The sequence below is a fragment of the Pseudomonas sp. MDT1-85 genome (assembly GCF_054898065.1).
This window is the reverse complement of sequence record NZ_CM142715.1, coordinates 1,794,619-1,813,721: the sequence shown is the minus strand read 5'-3', so window position 1 is coordinate 1,813,721 and position 19,103 is coordinate 1,794,619. Positions and strand designations below refer to the sequence as shown.

22 protein-coding genes are annotated in these 19,103 nt (G+C 59.2%); 11 read left to right on the top strand and 11 right to left on the bottom strand.

Features of this window, described 5'->3' with window-relative positions; genetic code table 11:
* Positions 1 to 101: 101 nt before the first annotated feature.
* Positions 102 to 1,076, bottom strand: a complete 975-nt coding sequence (gene cysK, locus ACYZT2_RS08225) for a cysteine synthase A (protein WP_461971402.1) — start codon at positions 1,074 to 1,076, stop codon at positions 102 to 104.
* Positions 1,077 to 1,202: 126 nt separating this feature from the next.
* On the opposite strand from cysK, the gene ACYZT2_RS08220 reads away from it, so the two are divergent.
* Complete coding sequence (locus tag ACYZT2_RS08220) at positions 1,203 to 2,279, top strand: DUF748 domain-containing protein (RefSeq protein WP_461971401.1); 1,077 nt, start codon at positions 1,203 to 1,205, stop codon at positions 2,277 to 2,279.
* Here the strand turns inward: ACYZT2_RS08220 and ACYZT2_RS08215 are convergent.
* Positions 2,276 to 2,779 (bottom strand): DUF2442 domain-containing protein, encoded by a 504-nt coding sequence (locus tag ACYZT2_RS08215; RefSeq protein ID WP_461971400.1) that lies wholly within the window; start codon positions 2,777 to 2,779, stop codon positions 2,276 to 2,278. The two genes, ACYZT2_RS08220 and ACYZT2_RS08215, sit on opposite strands and share 4 nt — an antisense overlap.
* 235 nt (positions 2,780 to 3,014) lie before the next feature.
* Here ACYZT2_RS08215 and ACYZT2_RS08210 point away from each other — a divergent pair, with 235 nt between their 5' ends.
* Positions 3,015 to 3,860, top strand: a complete 846-nt coding sequence (locus ACYZT2_RS08210) for an AAA family ATPase (RefSeq protein WP_038979370.1) — start codon at positions 3,015 to 3,017, stop codon at positions 3,858 to 3,860.
* A 25-nt stretch (positions 3,861 to 3,885) separates the two neighbouring features.
* On the top strand, positions 3,886 to 5,064 hold the full coding sequence (locus ACYZT2_RS08205; protein WP_030132618.1) for a vWA domain-containing protein: 1,179 nt from the start codon (positions 3,886 to 3,888) through the stop codon (positions 5,062 to 5,064).
* Between the two features lie 120 nt (positions 5,065 to 5,184).
* Here ACYZT2_RS08205 and ACYZT2_RS08200 read toward each other — a convergent pair whose 3' ends face one another.
* From ACYZT2_RS08200 to ACYZT2_RS08185, 4 genes are all read right to left on the bottom strand, one after another.
* A complete protein-coding gene (locus ACYZT2_RS08200; protein WP_461971399.1) occupies positions 5,185 to 6,111 on the bottom strand; it encodes a 5-oxoprolinase subunit C family protein in 927 nt (308 codons plus the stop codon).
* Positions 6,108 to 6,812 (bottom strand): 5-oxoprolinase subunit PxpB, encoded by a 705-nt coding sequence (gene pxpB, locus ACYZT2_RS08195; protein WP_461971398.1) that lies wholly within the window; start codon positions 6,810 to 6,812, stop codon positions 6,108 to 6,110. The genes ACYZT2_RS08200 and pxpB overlap by 4 nt, the downstream gene beginning before the upstream one ends.
* Positions 6,809 to 7,561, bottom strand: a complete 753-nt coding sequence (locus ACYZT2_RS08190; RefSeq protein ID WP_461971397.1) for a 5-oxoprolinase subunit PxpA — start codon at positions 7,559 to 7,561, stop codon at positions 6,809 to 6,811. Before ACYZT2_RS08190 ends, pxpB begins: the two co-directional genes overlap by 4 nt.
* Positions 7,562 to 7,639: 78 nt before the next feature.
* The gene (locus ACYZT2_RS08185) at positions 7,640 to 8,926 is read right to left on the bottom strand and encodes an MFS transporter (RefSeq protein ID WP_461971396.1); all 1,287 of its coding nucleotides are present in this window, start codon (positions 8,924 to 8,926) and stop codon (positions 7,640 to 7,642) included.
* A 147-nt stretch (positions 8,927 to 9,073) separates the two neighbouring features.
* Between ACYZT2_RS08185 and ACYZT2_RS08180 the strand changes: the two genes are divergently transcribed.
* The gene (locus ACYZT2_RS08180) at positions 9,074 to 9,988 is read left to right on the top strand and encodes a LysR family transcriptional regulator (protein ID WP_461971395.1); all 915 of its coding nucleotides are present in this window, start codon (positions 9,074 to 9,076) and stop codon (positions 9,986 to 9,988) included.
* Between the two features lie 146 nt (positions 9,989 to 10,134).
* Here ACYZT2_RS08180 and ACYZT2_RS08175 read toward each other — a convergent pair whose 3' ends face one another.
* Genes ACYZT2_RS08175 through ACYZT2_RS08165 form a run of 3 tightly spaced genes read right to left on the bottom strand, consistent with a single transcriptional unit; the run spans position 10,135 to position 11,996 of the window.
* Positions 10,135 to 10,677 (bottom strand): DUF2937 family protein, encoded by a 543-nt coding sequence (locus ACYZT2_RS08175; RefSeq protein ID WP_461971394.1) that lies wholly within the window; start codon positions 10,675 to 10,677, stop codon positions 10,135 to 10,137.
* Positions 10,678 to 10,689: 12 nt separating this feature from the next.
* Positions 10,690 to 11,466 carry a class II glutamine amidotransferase gene (locus ACYZT2_RS08170; protein ID WP_461971393.1) on the bottom strand — a complete coding sequence of 259 codons (777 nt, stop codon included), beginning with the start codon at positions 11,464 to 11,466 and terminating at the stop codon, positions 10,690 to 10,692.
* Positions 11,467 to 11,498: 32 nt separating this feature from the next.
* On the bottom strand, positions 11,499 to 11,996 hold the full coding sequence (locus ACYZT2_RS08165) for an MFS transporter (protein WP_461971392.1): 498 nt from the start codon (positions 11,994 to 11,996) through the stop codon (positions 11,499 to 11,501).
* Between the two features lie 216 nt (positions 11,997 to 12,212).
* On the opposite strand from ACYZT2_RS08165, the gene ACYZT2_RS08160 reads away from it, so the two are divergent.
* Positions 12,213 to 14,267, top strand: coding sequence for a S9 family peptidase (locus tag ACYZT2_RS08160; protein ID WP_461971391.1), 2,055 nt, complete (start codon positions 12,213 to 12,215; stop codon positions 14,265 to 14,267).
* A gap of 194 nt (positions 14,268 to 14,461) precedes the next feature.
* Entirely contained in the window at positions 14,462 to 14,935 is a 474-nt protein-coding gene (locus ACYZT2_RS08155; protein WP_461971390.1) for a cyclic nucleotide-binding domain-containing protein, read from the top strand.
* 3 nt (positions 14,936 to 14,938) lie between these two features.
* On the opposite strand, the gene ACYZT2_RS08150 is transcribed toward ACYZT2_RS08155, so the two are convergent.
* Positions 14,939 to 15,229: a hypothetical protein gene (locus ACYZT2_RS08150; RefSeq protein ID WP_461971389.1), complete on the bottom strand. Its 291-nt coding sequence runs from the start codon at positions 15,227 to 15,229 to the stop codon at positions 14,939 to 14,941.
* Between the two features lie 96 nt (positions 15,230 to 15,325).
* Between ACYZT2_RS08150 and ACYZT2_RS08145 the strand changes: the two genes are divergently transcribed.
* From ACYZT2_RS08145 to ACYZT2_RS08130, 4 genes are all read left to right on the top strand, one after another.
* Positions 15,326 to 16,012, top strand: coding sequence for a spermidine synthase (locus tag ACYZT2_RS08145; protein WP_095195505.1), 687 nt, complete (start codon positions 15,326 to 15,328; stop codon positions 16,010 to 16,012).
* Positions 16,013 to 16,059: 47 nt separating this feature from the next.
* A complete protein-coding gene (locus ACYZT2_RS08140) occupies positions 16,060 to 16,434 on the top strand; it encodes a YajD family HNH nuclease (protein WP_123360399.1) in 375 nt (124 codons plus the stop codon).
* Positions 16,435 to 16,644: 210 nt separating this feature from the next.
* Positions 16,645 to 17,115 (top strand): RNA methyltransferase, encoded by a 471-nt coding sequence (locus ACYZT2_RS08135; RefSeq protein WP_123721923.1) that lies wholly within the window; start codon positions 16,645 to 16,647, stop codon positions 17,113 to 17,115.
* Positions 17,116 to 17,207: 92 nt separating this feature from the next.
* A complete protein-coding gene (locus ACYZT2_RS08130) occupies positions 17,208 to 17,585 on the top strand; it encodes a YgaP family membrane protein (RefSeq protein WP_038979357.1) in 378 nt (125 codons plus the stop codon).
* 102 nt (positions 17,586 to 17,687) lie between these two features.
* On the opposite strand, the gene ACYZT2_RS08125 is transcribed toward ACYZT2_RS08130, so the two are convergent.
* On the bottom strand, positions 17,688 to 18,137 hold the full coding sequence (locus ACYZT2_RS08125; RefSeq protein WP_038979355.1) for a YcgN family cysteine cluster protein: 450 nt from the start codon (positions 18,135 to 18,137) through the stop codon (positions 17,688 to 17,690).
* Between the two features lie 268 nt (positions 18,138 to 18,405).
* On the opposite strand from ACYZT2_RS08125, the gene ACYZT2_RS08120 reads away from it, so the two are divergent.
* Entirely contained in the window at positions 18,406 to 18,999 is a 594-nt protein-coding gene (locus ACYZT2_RS08120; RefSeq protein ID WP_461971388.1) for a nitroreductase family protein, read from the top strand.
* Positions 19,000 to 19,103: the final 104 nt, after the last annotated feature.

The window sequence follows — 19,103 nt, the reverse complement described above, 5'->3', positions numbered from 1 at the left end:
GATCAAAAGATCAAAAGATCGCAGGCTGCGCCAGCTCCTACGTCGACGGTGTTCCTGTACACGTCCTTTAGGAGCTGCCGAAGGCTGCGATCTTTATATCTTTATTGCTGAGTTTCCTGCTCGGTGAACAGATCACTGAACAGCATGCTCGACAGGTAGCGCTCGCCAGAGTCGGGCAGGATCACCACGATGGTCTTGCCCTGCATTTCCGGGGTTTCGGCCAGCCGCACAGCCACTGCCATGGCGGCGCCGCACGAGATACCGCTCAAAATCCCTTCTTCCTGCATCAGGCGCAAGGCCATCGCCTTGGATTCATCGTCGCTGACCAGCTCGACCCGGTCGACCATCGACAGATCCAGGTTCTTCGGCACAAAACCAGCGCCGATGCCCTGGATTTTGTGGGGGCTCGGTTTGATCTCTTCCCCGGCCATCGCCTGGGTGATCACTGGAGATACCAACGGCTCCACCGCCACCGAGATAATCGGTTTGCCCTGGGTATTCTTGATATAGCGCGAAACCCCGGTAATGGTTCCACCTGTCCCGACGCCCGCCACCAGTACGTCGACCGCGCCGTCGGTGTCATTCCAGATTTCCGGCCCGGTGGTTTTTTCGTGGATGGCCGGGGTGGCCGGGTTTTCGAACTGCGCCGGCATGTAGTAGGTCGATGGATCACTGGCGAGGATTTCGGCGGCCTTCTCAATCGCGCCTTTCATGCCTTTGGCCGGCTCCGTCAACACCAGTTCGGCGCCGAGGGCTTTGAGCACCTTGCGCCGTTCAATGCTCATGGACGCCGGCATGGTCAATACCAGTCGATAACCGCGGGCCGCGGCAACAAACGCCAGGCCGATGCCGGTGTTGCCCGAAGTTGGTTCGATGATGGTCATGCCGGGTTTGAGTTTTCCGTTGCTTTCGGCCTCCCAGATCATGTTCGCGCCGATCCGGCACTTGACCGAATAACCCGGGTTGCGCCCTTCGATCTTGGCCAGGATGGTGACACCGCGCGGGGCGATACGGTTGATCTGCACCAGCGGCGTATTGCCAATGGAATGGGCGTTGTCAGCATAAATACGGCTCATGGCTGGGTCCTTATACAGCGTTGAATTAGCTGTCCAAGGTATGCCTGTTACCCGTGGTCGTCCAGTCAGTCGAACGTCCGCTTAGCCCCGCAGTCAATCGCTTTATACCGCCAGAGATTTGCCGTCATGAAGCGTCGATACAGTTGGCCCCTGTGGACCCTCGCCGGCCTTGTTGTGCTGCTGGTTGCCCTGCACATCGCGCTGCCCTACATCGTGCGCGATTACCTCAACGAGAAACTGGCGGACATGGGTGACTACCGCGGGCAGATTACCGATGTAGACCTGGCCCTGTGGCGCGGTGCCTACAAAATCAACGGACTGAAAATCGTCAAGGTCAATGGCAAGGTCCCGGTGCCTTTCGTCAACGCCCCCTTGATTGACCTCTCCGTCAGCTGGCACTCGCTCTGGTACGACCATGCCGTGGTGGCCGAGGCGCAGTTCGACAAACCCGAAGTGAACTTCGTCGACGGTGGTGCCAACAAGAAAAACTCCCAGACCGGTCGGGGCACCGACTGGCGGGCACAACTGGAAAAGTTGCTGCCGATTACCCTGAACGAAGTGCGGATCAACGACGGGCGGATCACCTTTCGCAACTTCAATTCAAAACCGCCCGTAAACATGAATGCCACCCAGGTCAATGCCAGCATCTACAATCTGACCAACGTCGTCGACACCAAAGGTAAACGCGACGCTCGCTTCGACGGCAAAGCGCTGTTGCTGGGGCATGCACCGCTGGAAGCCCTCGCGACTTTCGACCCGCTGAGCAACTTCGAAGACTTCGAGTTCCGCCTGCGCGCCAAGAACCTTGAACTCAAACGCATGAACGACTTCGCCTCGGCTTACGGCAAGTTCGATTTCAATGCCGGCCATGGTGACGTGGTCATCGAAGCCGAAGCCAACAAGGGCCAACTCACTGGCTACATCAAGCCGCTATTGCGCGACGTCGATGTGTTCAATTGGCAGCAGGATGTGGAGAACAAGAACAAAGGGATTTTTCGTTCCATCTGGGAAGCACTCGTCGGGGGCACCGAGAATGTGTTGAAGAATCAGCCAAAAAACCAGTTCGCAACGCGCGTTCAGCTCAAAGGCAGCGTGCATCAGAAAGATATCAGCGCATTCGAGGCGTTTTTGCAGATTTTACGTAATGGTTTCATCCAGGCGTTCAATGCCCAATACGAACGGCCCAAGCCGGATACGGACTAAGATTTGCGTGTGACGGTGTAACGACCCGTTTCTTCCGCCGCACGCGCCGGGTTGGATTGCTGCTGCAAAAAGTCCCAGCCCAGGCAAGCCAGCGCCAACGACCGCGGCACAGCTTCACGACCACTGCTATAGCGACTGATACTGCGGGCACTGACGCCCAGCGCCTCGGCCGCCTGATTCAACGGCAATCCGGTGCGAGCACGCCAATCGATGAAAATACGGGTGTTTTCATCGGCTGCATTTTGCGCAAGAGCGTCCAGATACAGCGTGTCTGCACCAATCTGGACATCCAGTTCGGGCCACTCCACGCTCCAGCCATCGTCACCCAAGGCTGCGCCTTCAAAAGCACGGTCTTCCAACAATGGTTGCAACCCCGGGTACGAACGCAGGTCGCGACTTAAATCGAGGCTCAGTTGCTGGCCATCGATAAAAGTCAGCGCCAGCCTGAAATCCGGCAGTACCTGCACAGCCGACAGCCGTGGTCGTTTCATGGGTAACATCGTTTCCAATCTTCCTGCGTATCTCGAAACATGCCCAGCAAGCTATCGCCAAAATGGCGATAGCTCAATACTGGCCAGCAGCCGAGACTGAGTCAAGATGTGACGCCCCATTCAGAGACTGAATAAGCCGTCTGCGTTCACAGTCGACCGGGCAGCGCGTTATAGTCGAGCCTGACAATTTATTGCGCCCCGCCCTGCCTCGTTCAGGTCGGCGTTACCGTTCGAGGATTAGCAGATGAAGTTCGAAGGCACCCAGGCCTACGTCGCCACCGATGACCTGAAGCTGGCGGTCAACGCCGCCATCACCCTGGAACGGCCACTGCTGGTCAAGGGCGAGCCAGGCACCGGCAAAACCATGCTCGCCGAGCAACTGGCCGAGTCCTTCGGCGCCAAGTTGATTACCTGGCATATCAAGTCCACCACCAAGGCGCATCAAGGCCTGTACGAGTACGACGCGGTCAGCCGCCTGCGGGACTCGCAGCTGGGTACGGAGAAGGTCCACGACGTTCGCAACTACCTGAAAAAGGGCAAGCTCTGGGAAGCTTTCGAGTCCGAAGAGCGGGTAATCCTGCTGATCGACGAAATCGACAAGGCCGACATCGAGTTCCCCAACGACTTGCTGCAAGAACTCGACAAGATGGAGTTCTACGTTTACGAGATCGACGAGACCATCAAGGCCAAGAAACGCCCGATCATCATAATTACTTCCAACAACGAGAAAGAACTGCCGGACGCCTTCCTGCGCCGCTGCTTCTTCCATTACATCGCCTTCCCGGATCGCGTCACGATGCAGAGGATCGTCGACGTGCACTACCCGAACATCAAGAAAGACCTGGTCAGCGAAGCGTTGGACGTGTTCTTCGACGTGCGCAAGGTGCCGGGTCTGAAGAAGAAGCCATCGACCTCTGAACTGGTGGACTGGCTGAAGTTGCTGATGGCCGACAATATCGGCGAAGCGGTACTGCGCGAGCGCGATCCGACCAAGGCCATTCCACCACTGGCAGGCGCGTTGGTGAAGAATGAACAAGACGTGCAATTGCTTGAGCGCCTGGCGTTCATGAGCCGTCGCGGCTCTCGCTAAGCCCCGATAGAGAGAGGCGATCGCCATGCTGCTCAACCTGTTCAATGAAATGCGTGCAGCCAAGGTACCGGTCTCGGTACGTGAACTGCTGGACCTGATCAACGCGCTGAAACAGCGCGTGACCTTCGCCGACATGGACGAGTTCTATTACTTGTCGCGGGCGATTCTGGTGAAGGACGAAAAGCATTTCGACAAGTTCGACCGGGCGTTCGGTGCCTACTTCAATGGCCTGGAAAAGCTCGACGATCACCTCCAGGCGTTGATTCCGGAAGACTGGCTGCGTAAGGAATTCGAGCGTTCCCTGACCGATGAAGAGCGGGCCGCGATCCAGTCCCTCGGTGGCCTGGACAAGCTGATCGAAGAGTTCAAGAAGCGCCTGGAAGAACAGAAAGAACGCCATGCCGGCGGCAACAAGTGGATCGGCACCGGAGGTACCAGCCCGTTCGGCTCCGGTGGCTTCAACCCGGAAGGCATTCGGGTCGGTGATGCCGGCAAGCGTCAAGGCAAAGCGGTCAAAGTCTGGGATCAGCGCGAGTACAAGAACCTCGACGATTCGGTCGAACTGGGCACGCGCAACATCAAGGTCGCCCTGCGGCGCCTGCGTAAATTCGCTCGTCAAGGCGCGGCGGAAGAACTGGACATCGACGGCACCATCGACCATACCGCCCGCGATGCAGGGTTGCTGAATATCCAGATGCGTCCGGAGCGCCGCAACACCGTCAAGTTGCTGTTGCTGTTCGACATCGGCGGCTCGATGGACGCCCACGTGAAAATCTGCGAAGAGCTGTTCTCGGCCTGCAAGACCGAGTTCAAGCATCTGGAGTACTTCTACTTCCACAACTTCATTTATGAATCGGTGTGGAAGAACAACATGCGCCGCACCTCTGAGCGCACCGCCACCCAGGACCTGCTGCACAAGTACGGCGCCGACTACAAAGTGATCTTCATCGGCGATGCCGCCATGGCGCCCTATGAAATCACCCAGGCCGGTGGCAGCGTCGAGCACTGGAACGAAGAAGCCGGTTACGTGTGGATGCAGCGCTTCAAGGAAAAGTACAAGAAGCTCATCTGGATCAACCCCTACCCGAAAGACACCTGGGGCTATACCTCGTCGACCAATATCGTGCGGGATTTGATTGATGACCAGATGTATCCGCTGACGTTGCGGGGGTTGGAGGAAGGGATGCGGTTTTTGTCCAAGTAATCTTCGTCGTCTGTTCGGCCGCCATCGCGAGCAGGCTCGCTCCCACAGTTGATCTCCAGCGAACACATTATTTGTGTACGACCAAAATCCAATGTGGGAGCGAGCCTGCTCGCGATGCTTTTAGCAGCTCAAAAACCTGCGTAAATACTCGACCAGTTCCCGATGAGCGACGTCCTGCACCACCGGCTTCAACCGTACCTTCGCCCCCGGCAAACACTGCGCCAATCGCGCCAATGCCAACGGCGTCAACGCCCCCAACCGTGGATAACCGCCAATGGTCTGCCGGTCATTGAGCAACACAATCGGCTGCCCATCCGGCGGCACCTGAACCGCGCCCAGCGGGATGCCTTCGGAAATCATCGGCTTGCCTTGATACTGCAACGCCGTTCCCAACAGTCGAATACCCATGCGGTCGGCGCGGCTGTCGAGGGTCCAGACGCTGTTGAATGCGTCGAACAGACTCTGCCCGCTGAACTCACCAATCTGGGCACCGAGCACCAGGTCCAGCGGTGCATCCAGTTTGAAATTCGGGACATGCTCACGAGGCAGTTCCCGCACCAGCAGCGGCGCCTCACCGGAGTAATTCAACAAAGCACCTTTGACCAGCGCCCGGCCCATTCCATCGAGGCCGCCGAGTTCCTCGCGCACCACCGTCGAACGGCTGCCCAACACCTTTGGCGCATCAAATCCGCCCGGGGCCGCCAAATAAGCCCGAGCGCCAAGCAGCGGCTGAGTGAATTGCAATTGCTGACCTTTGTTCAGCCTGAAACTGCGCCACGGTGCCAATGCCTCGCCATTCACCTGCGCCCCCAGATCCGCCCCGGCCAACGCCAGCACGCAATCTTCCTGCGCAACGACCGTAAACCCGCCGAGGGTGATTTCGATCACCGATGCATCCAGCCCATTGCCCAGCAGCCAATTGGCCCACGACATCGACCGCCAATCCGCCGCCCCGCCCTGGGTCACGCCCAGATGCCGCACGCCAAACCGCCCGGCGTCCTGCAACAGGCACAGCGGTGTACTTGCTTCAATCGTCAGTCGGCTCATGCCAGGGCCTCCAACGGCGTGTCATCACCGCCCAGATTGATGAACTCGGCATGGCTGACCGCCTCGAAGCGCACGGTGTCGCCCGGTTGCATCAGGCTGTAGCCGTCGCGCTCGCGGTCGAACAATTTGTCCGGAGTACGGCCGATCAGGTTCCAGCCGCCGGGGGACACCACCGGATAAGCCGCGGTCTGGCGTTCGGCGATGCCGACGCTGCCGGCAGCCACTTTTTTGCGCGGAGTATTCAGACGCGGTGCAGCCAATATTTCCTCCACCAATCCCATGAAGGCGAACCCCGGTGCGAAGCCCAATGCGAACACCTGATACTCGTGTTCGCTGTGGCAGCGAATCACCTCTTCCACCGTCAATCCGCTGCGCTGAGACAGCAAGGTCAGTTCCGGCCCGACGCTCAGGTCATACCAGACCGGCAACACATGGCATTTACCCTTGGCCCGAGCGTTGGGCGACAGATCAATCAAGGCTTCAGCGATCAATTCCCGCGCCTGGGCCGGATTCAATGCCATCAAATCGTAATGCACCATCAACGTCGTGTAGGACGGCACCAGATCGATCAAATGGTTGCCGAACGCCTCCCGCAGACGCTCGCTGGCCGCGAGCATCCACGGCATGTTGGCCTCGCTGATTTCATCGAACAGACGCACCATCAGGCAATCCAGCGCCACCACTTCCACCCGTGGTTTCATGATGCGCTCTGCTGATTCAAGGCTTCGCGGATGCGCTGCACGGCGGCCACCGAACTGGCATTGTCGCCGTGTACGCACAAGGTGTTGGCCTGTAAATGCAAGGCACTGCCATCGCTGGCCGTGAGGTTGTCACCGCGGGCAATGATCAATGCCTGTTCGATGATTTTCTCGGGGTCGTGATGCACGGCGCCCGGCAGTTGCCGCGAAACCAGCCTGCCTGCGCTGTCGTAAGCGCGATCGGCGAAGGCTTCGAACCACAACGTCACGCCATATTCATCGCCGAGTTGCTGCGCGGCATTGTTGTCGCGGGTCGCCATCAGCATCAATGGCAGCGTCCGGTCGTAGGCCGCCACGGCCTGAATCACCGCACGCAGTTGCGCCGGGTTGGCCATCATGTCGTTGTACATCGCGCCGTGGGGTTTAACGTAACTCACCCGCCCGCCCTGCGCCCGACAGATGCCATCAAGGGCGCCGATCTGGTAATGCAAAAGGTCCTGCAGTTCCTGGGCGGTGTAAGCCATGGATCGGCGACCAAACCCCACCAGATCCTGATAGGCCGGATGAGCACCAATCTGCACGCCGTGGCTCAGGGCCAGGCTGACGGTCTTGCGCATGATGCTCGGGTCGCCGGCGTGGAAGCCGCACGCGATGTTGGCGCAATCAATGAAGGGCATGACCTCGGCATCCAGACCCATGGTCCAGTTACCGAAACTCTCTCCGATGTCGCAGTTCAATAGCAGGCGGTTCACGGTGAACACTCCTGTAAGCTTTTGTCTTTTTAGCTGTGGGACATATGCCCCACAGATTATCAGTTACCGGACATTTGGTTATTGAGCGTCGAGTTGCCTGCCACGGGTTTCCGGCAGACTCAGGGCCGCCAGGATCACTACCCCGTAAGACACCGCCGCAAAGGCTCCGATTCCCACGCTCAATGGCACCTTCTGGCTGAGCAAACCGATCAACAGCGGAAACAATGCCGCCAGCGCCCGACCGATGTTGTAGCAAAAACCCTGGCCCGAGCCGCGAATCCGGGTGGGAAACAGCTCAGTCAAAAACGCGCCCATGCCGCTGAAGATCCCCGAAGCGAAGAAGCCCAAGGGGAACCCCAGCCAGAGCATCACGCCGTTGCTGACCGGCAATTGGGTGTACAGCAGAACAATGGTGAACGAGCCGACCGCGAACAGAATGAAGTTCTTTTTACGACCCAGGATGTCAGTCAAATACGCGCTAATCACATACCCGACGTAGGATCCGACGATCACCATGGCCAGATAACCGCCCGTGCCGAGAACACTCAGGCCCCGTTCATTTTTCAGAAACGTCGGCAGCCAGGAGGTGATCGCGTAGTAACCGCCGAGGGCGCCGGTGGTCAGGATCGACGCGCGGATCGTGGTGAAAAGGATGCCGGGGGCGAAGATCTCGTAGAACTTGGCCGGGTTGCTTGGCTCTTGCTTGGCTTTGGCTTCGCGATAGATTTCCGGGTCCTTGACCAGGCGGCGGACGAAAATCACGAAAACCGCCGGCACAATGCCAAGGATGAACAATGCCCGCCAAGCGTCTTCCGGCGGCAGCACCGAAAACAGCAGCGCATACAGAATCGCCGTCAGTCCCCAACCCAGCGCCCAACCCGACTGCACCATGCCGACGGCTTTACCCCGGTCCTTGGCGCGAATCACTTCGCCCATCAACACCGCACCGGCGGTCCATTCACCGCCGAAACCGAAGCCCATCAACGTGCGGCTGATCAACAGTTGCTCGTAGTTCTGGGCGAAGCCGCAAAGGAAGGTGAAGAAGGCAAACCACAGGACAGTCAGTTGCAGGGTGCGCACCCGGCCGATGCGATCGGAAAGAATCCCCGCCACCCAACCACCGATGGCCGAGGCGATCAGGGTGCTGGTATGAATCAACCCGGCCTCACCAGTCGTAATGCCCCACATGGCGATCAGGGTCGGCACCACGAAGCTGAGCATCTGGGTGTCCATGCCGTCCAGGCCATAGCCGATCTTGCAGCTCCAGAACGTGCGACGCTCCTGCTGATTGATGTTGCGGTACCAGTCGAAAGGTCCTGGGCGAGCCGTGGCTTTGGGGATGTCGAGGGTGTCGGGCGCACTCATGGCAAGTCTCCGTGCAAATTTTATTGGTATTGTTCTGAGCCCCGACGACGCCTATCGTGGGAACCGGATGCGCCGATTTTTGGACGCTCGGCCCTGCTGCGTCCAACTAATAAAACCCCGGCCAAGGCATAAGAAAAAGTTGATCCCATGAACCTGAAGTTTCTCGAGACCTTTGTCTGGGTCGCCCGACTCAAGAGTTTCCGCCTGACGGCAGACAAACTCTTCACCACCCAGGCGTCGATTTCCAGCCGTATCGCGGTGCTTGAAGGCGAGCTCGGGGTGAAGCTGTTCCTGCGCGATTCTCGCGGCGTGAGCCTGACGCCCGAAGGCTTGAAAGTGCTCGAGTATGCCGAGCAGATGATGGACACGATGCAGGCGCTCAAGCAGTCGATCGAGACCCGTTCGAGCAAGGCCGGACGGGTCCGGATTGGCGTCATGGACACCGTGATCCATACCTGGCTCAGCCCGTTGGTGGCGCAAATGATGGATCACTACCCGCTGGTGGAAATCGAGCTGGTGGCCGATACCGCTCTCAACCTCTGCGATCAGCTGCAAAAAGGCTTTCTCGATCTGATCCTGCAAACCGACCTGTTGCGCCAGGAAAGCGTGCGCAGCCTGGAGCTGGCCAGTCATCCGATGGGCTGGATCGTGGCCAGCAATTCCATCTACAACCGCGAGTACTCAGGTATCGCCGATCTGGCGCGCGAGCGCATCATCACCTATTCGAAAAACTCCCATCCTCATCAGGACATCTTGAGCCTGATGCAGGCCAACGGGGTCATGGCGCCGCGGCTCAACTGCGTGAACTCGGTGTCGGCGATTACCCGATTGCTGAGGGACGGATTTGGCATTGGCGCGTTACCGCCAGTGTTGGTCGCCGAGGAGTTGGCGCGGGGGGAATTGACGTTGTTGGCCATCGATCAGCGGCCACCGAATTTGCAGGTGGTGGTGTCGTGGCGGGTTGGCGTGGAATGGGTCGAAGAAATCGTAGCGCTGTGTCAGCACGTCGTGGAGCGCTATGCGTGCAAGGTGGGTGAGGATTACATCGTGTTGAGTCGTTGAAGATTAAAATCAAAATCAAAAGATCGCAGCCTTCGGCAGCTCCTACAGGGAAAGGCATACACCCGTGGATTCATGGTTGTACCCGGTCAATGTAGGAGCTGCCGAAGGCTGCGATCTTTTGATCTTTTGATCTTTTGATCTTTTGCTTACAACCCGCGCAAATCCCGCTCTTCAATCGGTCGGCTCTGGCGCAAACGCTTGCCGCCCAGCACCACCCAGTCGATCAGTCGGAACAAACATTCAATGCCGAACGACAGCAGCAATGCGCCGCTCATGCCCCAGATCATCGCTTCCGGCGTCAGCAGAATCTGGTAGCTGTAGCCGTTCCAGGTTTCCTTGCGAATATCCGGATCGGCGGCCAGGGCCACTTGCAGGACGCGGATGTACCACGGGCCCTGCATGGCCTGGAATTGCTTGTCGAGGGCCAGTTGACGGGTGAGCAAAGTGCTCAGGCTGTCGGCATCGTTGCGAAAGATCGGGTCTTCGCTGGCACGGTAATGGGCCACGAGCGCCTGCATATCACCCTTGAAAAACTGATTGGCGGTGCCCTGAAAACCGCTCAAACCGGTCTGCGCCTCGATCAGATGCGCCTCGACCCGCTTGGCATAATCACTGATGAACCCAGGCACCTGGACACCAATCAACAGGCCCGCCGCGAACAACACCAACCGTAGATAACTGAGCAACATGGGGGAGAATCCTTATTCGGTCTTGCCGTGGCTGACGCATTCACCGCGTCGCCAGAGGCTCCATTGGCCCGGTTCGTAGCGGGTCCAGGTTTCGTTTTCGGTCAAGGGTTCGGTGGCGATTACCGTGACCACATCGTTGGGTGTGGTTTCGGCCTGGAAGTCGACGATCACATCGACGTCCTTCAAACGCGCCGGGCCGAACGGTGCACGGCGGGTGATCTGCGCCAGCTTGCTCGAGCAGTAGCAGAACAGCCAGTCGCCGTCGCTGAGCAGGCAGTTGAATACACCTTTGCTGCGGTACTCGGCGCAAGCGGCCACCAGGTCCGGCAACAGCGCTTCAATGTCTACCGGCTCGGGGAATGCAGCGCGCACCCGATTAAGCAAATCGCAAAACGCCGCTTCGCTGTCGGTATCGCCGACGGGGCGGTAGAAACTGGCGGGCGGTTTGAAGTCAGCCAACTGGCCGTTGTGGGCGAAACACCAGTTGCGCCCCCACAATTCACGCACGAATGGGTGGGTGTTGGACAGGCACACTTTGCCGACGTTGGCCTGGCGAATGTGCCCGATCACCACTTCGCTTTTGATCGGATAGCGCTGCACCAGGTTCGCCACTTCCGACTCGCTGCTCGCCGCCGGGTCCTGGAACAGCCGCAGGCCACGGCCTTCATAAAAAGCGATGCCCCAACCGTCACGGTGCGGCCCGGTGCGGCCGCCGCGCTGCATCAGCCCGGTGAAGCTGAACACGATATCGGTCGGGACATTGGCGCTCATGCCCAATAACTCACACATGCTCGGACTCTCGATTCAGTACAGGGGCACGGTTACAGACGCGGTTCGACCCGCGAACGCTGAGGATTGCTCGGCACCGGTGGCCGGCCGTAACGATCATCGCCGGCACCGCCGAAAGGCTGATCGTCGTCAGGCTCGTCGGCCCGCGCCGCTGCCTTGGCGGCAGCCGCCTGTTCCTTGCGAGCGTTGGAGGCGCGCTCGATGGGGAAACGGATGGCCACGAACACCAGGTAAATGCCGAAGACAATCATGCCGTACATGAACAGATCGGAAACAGCGCGCCAGGCGTTATTGCCAACCTTGAACAGCAAGTCGAGGGCAGTAATGGCGATGGACGGGGCGATCTTTTCTTTCACCGGGTCGATGATGGTCGGGCTGAACAGCAACACCGCCACCAGCAGCCGCAGTGGCTCACGCAGCCAACGCCACATCCAGCGGGTGATGCGCATCCACACCAACAGGCAGCCTAAAGCGGCAAAGGCGTAGAGGCCCCAAGCGATCAGATAGTCGTTCTCGGTCATGGTGTCCATGGCAAGGCAGGCAAAGAGGCGCTTATAGTAACGACTTTTCGCACGTCAGGCTTGTCCCAATACCAGTGAGTCAAGCGCATTCCATGTGGAAGCGGGCTTGCTCGCGAAGAGGGAGTATTACTCGACATTGATGTTGCCTGACACACCGCCTTCGCGAGCAAGCCCGCTCCCACAGGTTGCGAAGCCCCTATTCCGTACATTGTTCGAGAGCCATTCATGCCCCTATCCGCCAATGTCACCAGCGCTCCCATTGCCAACAAGGCTGACGGTTGCGACCCGTATGCCTGGCTGCAGGAGCGCGACACCGACGCGGTGCTCGATTACCTGAAAGCTGAAAACCGCTATCAAGAGGCACAAACCGCCGATCAGGCCGGCCTGCGCGAAACCCTGTTCGAAGAAATCAAGGCGCGGATTCTCGAAACCGATCTGTCGCTGCCTTCGCCTTGGGGCCCGTACCTGTATTACACCCGCACCACTGCCGGCGATGAATACGCCCGCCACTACCGCTGCCCGCGTCCGGCCGATGGCAGCCTGCAGATCGACGAAAGCCAGGAGCTGCTGCTGCTTGATCCGAACGTGCTGGCCAAGGGTGGCTTCTTTTCCCTGGGCGCGTTCAGCATCAGCCCGGACCACCAGCGTCTGGCCTACAGCATCGACTCCAGCGGCGAAGAGATTTACACGCTGTTCGTGAAGGAATTATCCAGCGGCCGCGTCAGCGAACTGGAGTTCCAGGACTGCGACGGCAGCATGACCTGGGCCAACGACAGCCTGACGCTGTTCTTCGGCGAACTCGACGACACCCATCGCCCGCACAAACTGTTCCGCTATCGGCTGGACGGCACCGCGGCCGAAGAAGTGTTCCATGAGCCGGACGGCCGATTCTTCCTGCATTGCTACCGCTCAAGCTCCGAACGGCAACTGCTGTTGTCGCTGGGCAGCAAGACCACCAGCGAAGTCTGGGTGCTCGATGCTTCGCTGCCGCATCAGGCCTTTACCTGCCTGGCACCGAGGGTCGAAGCTCATGAGTACGATGTCGACCACGGCAAACTCGATGGCGAGTGGACGTGGCTGATCCGCACCAACCGCGACGGCATCAACTTCGCCCTCTACCAAGCCGCCGATACTGGCGTCGCGCCGACCGAAGCCGACTGGCAGAACCTGATTCCCCACAGCGACACCGTGATGCTCGAAGGCATGAGCCTGAACGCCGAGGCCATGACCCTGAGCCTGCGTGAAGGTGGCCTGCCGATCATCGAAGTCCGCCCACGGGACTTGGTGCCCTATCGCGTGCAACTGCCGGACGCGGCCTACAGCCTGCATGTGCAGAACAGCCTGGAATTTGTCAGCGACCGGATCCGTCTGCGCTACGAAGCCTTGAACCGTCCGGCGCAGATCCGCCAACTGATTCTGAGCAGCGGCGAGCAGAAAGTCCTCAAGGAAACTCCGGTGCTCGGCCCGTTCGACGCCGATGCATACGTCAGCCAGCGGCTTTGGGCGACGGCACCGGACGGTACGCAAGTGCCGATCAGCCTTGTGGTCAAACGCGAGTTCCTCGGCAAGCCGACGCCGCTTTATCTGTACGGTTACGGCGCCTATGGCGAAAGCCTCGACCCGTGGTTCTCCCACGCCCGCCTGAGCCTGCTGGATCGCGGCATGGCGTTTGCCATCGCTCATGTACGCGGTGGCGGTGAGCTGGGCGAAGCCTGGTACCGCGCCGGCAAGCAGGAACACAAGCACAACACCTTCAGCGACTTCATCGCCTGCGCCGAACACCTGATCGCCAAGGGCTTCACTAGCCCATCGAAGCTGGCGATCAGCGGAGGCAGCGCCGGTGGTTTGCTGATCGGCGCGGTACTCAATCAACGGCCGGAGCTGTTCGCAGCGGCGATTGCCGAAGTGCCGTTCGTCGACGTGCTCAACACCATGCTCGACCCGGAGCTGCCGCTGACCGTCACGGAATACGATGAGTGGGGCAACCCGCAAGAGCCGGACGTCTATGATCGGATCAAGGCCTACGCCCCGTACGAAAACGTCACCGCGCAAGCCTATCCGGCAACGCTGGTGATCGCCGGCTACAACGACAGTCGCGTGCAGTACTGGGAAGCGGCCAAGTGGGTGGCGAAATTGCGCGCGACCAAAACCGACACCAATCCCCTGCTGCTCAAGACTGAACTGGGTGCCGGGCATGGCGGGATGAGCGGGCGTTATCAGGGATTACGTGACGTAGCCCTCGAATACGCATTTGTTTTCAAGGTTTTGGGCATTGCCTGAGGAACTTGGCCCGGTGTGCCGGTCTTAACACCCGTACGCCAGACCCCGCCCTTGTAGGAGCGAGGCTTGCCCGCGAAGGCATTATCACAGCCAACATTGATGTCGAATGTTACGGCCTCTTCGCGGGCAAGCCTCGCTCCTACAAGGGGGCGGTGTCCGGAACACAACAGACACAAGAAAAAGACCGTGACTACATGCCAGAACCGACCTTACTGAACAACGAAATTCGCGACTGGCTGATGGACTGCGGCCTGTTCGATCAACTATTGCCGGCAGACTTCGTCGCGGCCTCGGGTTACTTCAGCATCAGCACCATCGCCGAAGGTGAAGAGATTTTCCATGAGGGCGATGCCGGTAGTTTCATGTGCATCATCCACACTGGCCAGGTCGCGGTGCAGAAGACCACTAGCGACGGGCAACGGGTGACCATGGCCACCTTGCGTAGCGGTCGGGCGTTTGGCGAAATGGCCGTGCTCGATGGCGAACGACGCTCGGCCAGTTGCGTGGCCGCGAGCAATTGCCAGTTGCTCAACCTGGGCAAGGACTCCCTGGAAAAGATGCTAAACGACGCACCAAAAATCGCCGCCAAAATCATCCGCGCCCTCGCCGTCTCCCTCTCCAGACGCTTGCGCATGGCCGATGGGCAATTGCTCTCGCAGCAGGTCTAGTGTCTAGCCGCCCGGCGTTTTGATTTTCGTCGTACTCGGCTCAAGGCCCGGCAAAGTCTGGTCCTTGGGGGGATTGGGCATTTCGATCGGGGGCAACAGCGATGGCCCGCCACTGCCGGTGCCGGCCTTGGGCACGCTGGTCGGGGTGATCTGCGGATACGGCGTCGGAGTGGCGGTGCCGGGTGAACCGGGCATCGGCACGGGGCTGGTAGGGATGGTTTGCAGCTCTTGGGCCTGCACTGCAGTTATCGAGAGCGCGGCCAGGGCAATGACCGTTAGAATGGTGCGCTTCATCAATGGCTCCGTTGGCCTTGTGGTCTTTTTGCAGGCTACTCCCAACTGCGCGTGTTTGCCTTCCTCCATCTGTCAATTTCTCCTCAAGAGAGCCCCATGAAACGTTTCGTTCTGCTCGACACCACCCCTATTCCTGAAAACGGCGGTGCCCTGTGCCTGTTCGAATATGGCGAGGATTTCGTCATCAAGATTCAGGGCGGTGACGGCGGGCAGTTGATGAACACCCGCATGCACGGCTCCGAAGATGCCCTGGCCGAAATCCCCTGCCGCAAGGTCGCCGGCAGACCGCATTCGCGCGTGTTGATCGGTGGCCTGGGTATGGGCTTCACCCTCGCCTCGGCGCTCAAGCACTTGGGCAAGACGGCTGAAGTGGTGGTCGCCGAATTGGTGCCCGGTGTGGTTGAGTGGAACCGCGGGCCGCTGGGCGAGAAAGCCGGCAACCCGCTACTCGACCCACGCACCGTGATCCGCATGGAAGACGTGGCCAAAGTGCTGCAAGCCGAGCCCCAGGGTTTCGATGCGATCATGCTCGACGTCGACAACGGCCCCGAAGGTCTGACCCAGAAGGCCAACAGCTGGCTCTATTCCGCTGGAGGCCTGAGCGCCTGCGCCAAGGCCCTTCGGCCAAAAGGCGTGCTGGCGGTATGGTCGGCCAGCGCCGACCGGCAGTTCTCCGACAAGCTGAAAAAAGCCGGTTTCAAGGCCGAGGAAGTGCAAGTCTTCGCCCACGGCAACAAGGGCACCCGCCACACCATCTGGATTGCCGAAAAGCTCAAGGGCTGAGCTAAACTCACGTCATAACCGTCATTAGTCTTTTACAAGGTGAACCCATGAGTTCGTCAACACCTCCGTCCAACACATCGAAGCTGGACCGCATCCTTGCCGACAACCAGCGCGACAAGGAAATGGGTTACCGCGACAAAGCCCTGAAGATGTACCCGCACGTGTGCGGCCGGTGCGCCCGTGAGTTCTCCGGCAAACGCCTGAGCGAACTGACCGTGCACCACCGCGACCACAACCACGACAACAACCCTCAGGATGGCTCGAACTGGGAGCTGTTGTGCCTTTATTGCCATGACAACGAACACTCGCGTTATACCGATCAGCAGTATTTCGATGAAGGCTCGTTGAGTACGCCGAAGATTGCCAAGGCGACGCACAACCCGTTTGCGGCGTTGGCGGGGTTGATGAAGAAAGAAGACTGAAGATCTTCGGTGCCCTAACTGCCTCATCGCGAGCAGGCTCGCTCCCACAGGGGATCTTCTGTGCACATAGTATTTGTGAACACCCAAGATCCAATGTGGGAGCGAGCCTGCTCGCGATAGCAATTGCTCAGACACCACCAATCTCCAAACTGAACACCCCTCCCCCAATCCCCGTATAATCGCCGTTTTTTCCCCGAAGGCACCCCGCTCGTGGCAGACAAACGGTACAGCTGCATTGGTTTGTATAACCCCAAATCACCGGAGAACGTCGGTTCGGTGATGCGCGCCGCCGGCTGCTATGGCGTGGCGTCGGTGTTTTACACCGGCAAGCGTTATGAACGCGCCGCCGATTTCGTCACCGACACCAAGAAAGTCCACTGCGACATTCCGCTGATCGGCATCGACGACCTGAAAAAAATCCTGCCTCTTGGCTGTGTGCCGGTCGCGGTCGAACTGGTCGACGGTGCCCGTTCGCTACCGGAATACACGCACCCGGATCGCGCCCTCTACATCTTCGGTCCCGAAGACGGTTCGCTGGATAAAGAAATCCGCGACTGGTGCGAAGACGTGGTCTATATCCCGACCACCGGTTGCATGAACCTGGCGGCCACCGTCAACGTTGTGCTGTACGACCGCATGGCCAAAGGCAACAACACCCGCTCCGGTCCGAAATTCCGCTGAATTGCTACATATTCGATGGAACAAGCCGCTCGCCCAGGCAGTCAGCTGAATATCTATTGCTGAAGCAATCCTTCCCTGCCTGGAGACAGATCATGCGCGAGTTCAATCCTGTAGAACGTATCGAAACCACCCCATTCCAGAGCCCTTCCGAACAGAACGTTCATGGTTGGGAGCGCGCCGGCTCCCTGGCGGGTGGCGTGGTCATGCTAAGCAAAGGTCTGCGACGCGGCGGCGTATTCGGATTGATTGAAATAGCCATTGGCGGCATGGCCCTGGCCCGGGGCATCACTGGGCATTGCTCGGCGAAAAGACTGTTGGAAAAGAACCGTCAGGATATGGAAAACGCACGCGCGAGAATCGAGCGCGCCGGGGATGAACTAAGCCGCATGAAAGCCAATGCCGAAGCGGCGACCAGCACAGCGACCGTGACGGGTAATGATTCGTTGAATTCGCCTAAGGCTGGGGTTTAACCCTTTTAGATCAAAAGATCGCGGCCTTCGGCAGCTCCTACATTGGGAGGGTGTACACCCTGTAGGAGCTGCCGAAGGCTGCGATCTTTTGATCTTCCGGAATTAACCCGCGCGAAAAATCAGATGGTCTTCCCAATCGTCTTCGGCCACGCTGCCCTCGGCGAGCATGCGCCCGGACTGGGAAATACGTTCGTGATGCACCGCCTCCCGATCACCGCACACCAGATGATGCCAGAGCGGTAAATCCTTGCCTTCGCTCACCAGTCGATAACCGCAGGTCGGCGGCAGCCACTTGAATTCATCGGCCTTGCCCGGCGTGAGCTGGATGCAATCGGGCACAAAGTCGCGGCGGTTGGGGTAGTCGGTGCACTGACAGGTTTTGAGGTCCAGCAATTTGCAGGCGATGCGCGTGTAGTAGACGGAGTTGTCGTCTTCGTCCTCGAGCTTTTGCAGGCAGCACAGGCCACAGCCGTCGCACAGCGATTCCCATTCCTCTTGATCGAGTTGATCGAGGGTTTTGCGTATCCAGAACGGTTCGACTTTGGCGGCCATGGCTCAAGCATCAACATCAGGTGGTGAAAAGGCCGCCAGTCTAGTGCCAAGGCCCCAGCGGGCCAAGCATTGGCGACTGCCGGTACATGGCACTTGTGAGTTTTTGCGCCGCCCGGTAGCTTTGCCAGTCGCAAGAAGCCCTAGCCAAGTGCCATTAACGCTCAACCGCGTTGCATTCAGGTGAACGGCCCAGGCTCTCGCAAAACCCTATCGCTCAGCTCAGCTGCGCCCGCCGGTTTTTTACTTTCAAACGTAAAGGAATCTCTTGATGAGTGCTAACCCACGCGTTGCCGACTACGCCATTCACCCTCAGTTCACCGATCGCTGGTCGCCCCGCGCGTTCACCGGCGAAACCATTGCCGAAGAGACCCTGCTGAGCTTCTTCGAAGCCGCGCGCTGGGCGCCATCGGCGTACAACTCGCAGCCTTGGCGGTTTCTCTATGCGCGTCGCGACACGCCGAACTGGGAGCGTTATCTGGGCCTGCTGAACGAGTTCAACCGCAGCTGGGCGCAGCATGCCTCGGCGCTGGTGATCGTGGTCTCGAAAACCACCTTTGCGATACCCGGCGCCACCGAAGAAACACCGGCGCTGTGGCACACCTTCGACACCGGTTCGGCCTGGGGCCACCTGGCGTTGCAAGCGAGCATCAGCGGCTGGCACACCCACGGCATGGCCGGTTTCGATCAGGATCTGACCCGCAAAGAGCTGAATATTCCTGAGGGCTATGCGCTTCACGCGGCGGTGGCGATCGGCAAGCTGGGTGATAAGGCGACGCTGGCCGAGTACCTGCAAGCGCGCGAAGAGCCAAGCCCGCGTCGTCCGCTGAGCGAACTGGCAGCTGAGGGGGATTTCACCCTCTAAGCAAAACATAGAACCCATGTGGGAGCGAGCCTGCTCGCGATGGCGGCATGTCAGTCGATACTTATAGAGACTGATACACCGCCATCGCGAGCAGGCTCGCTCCC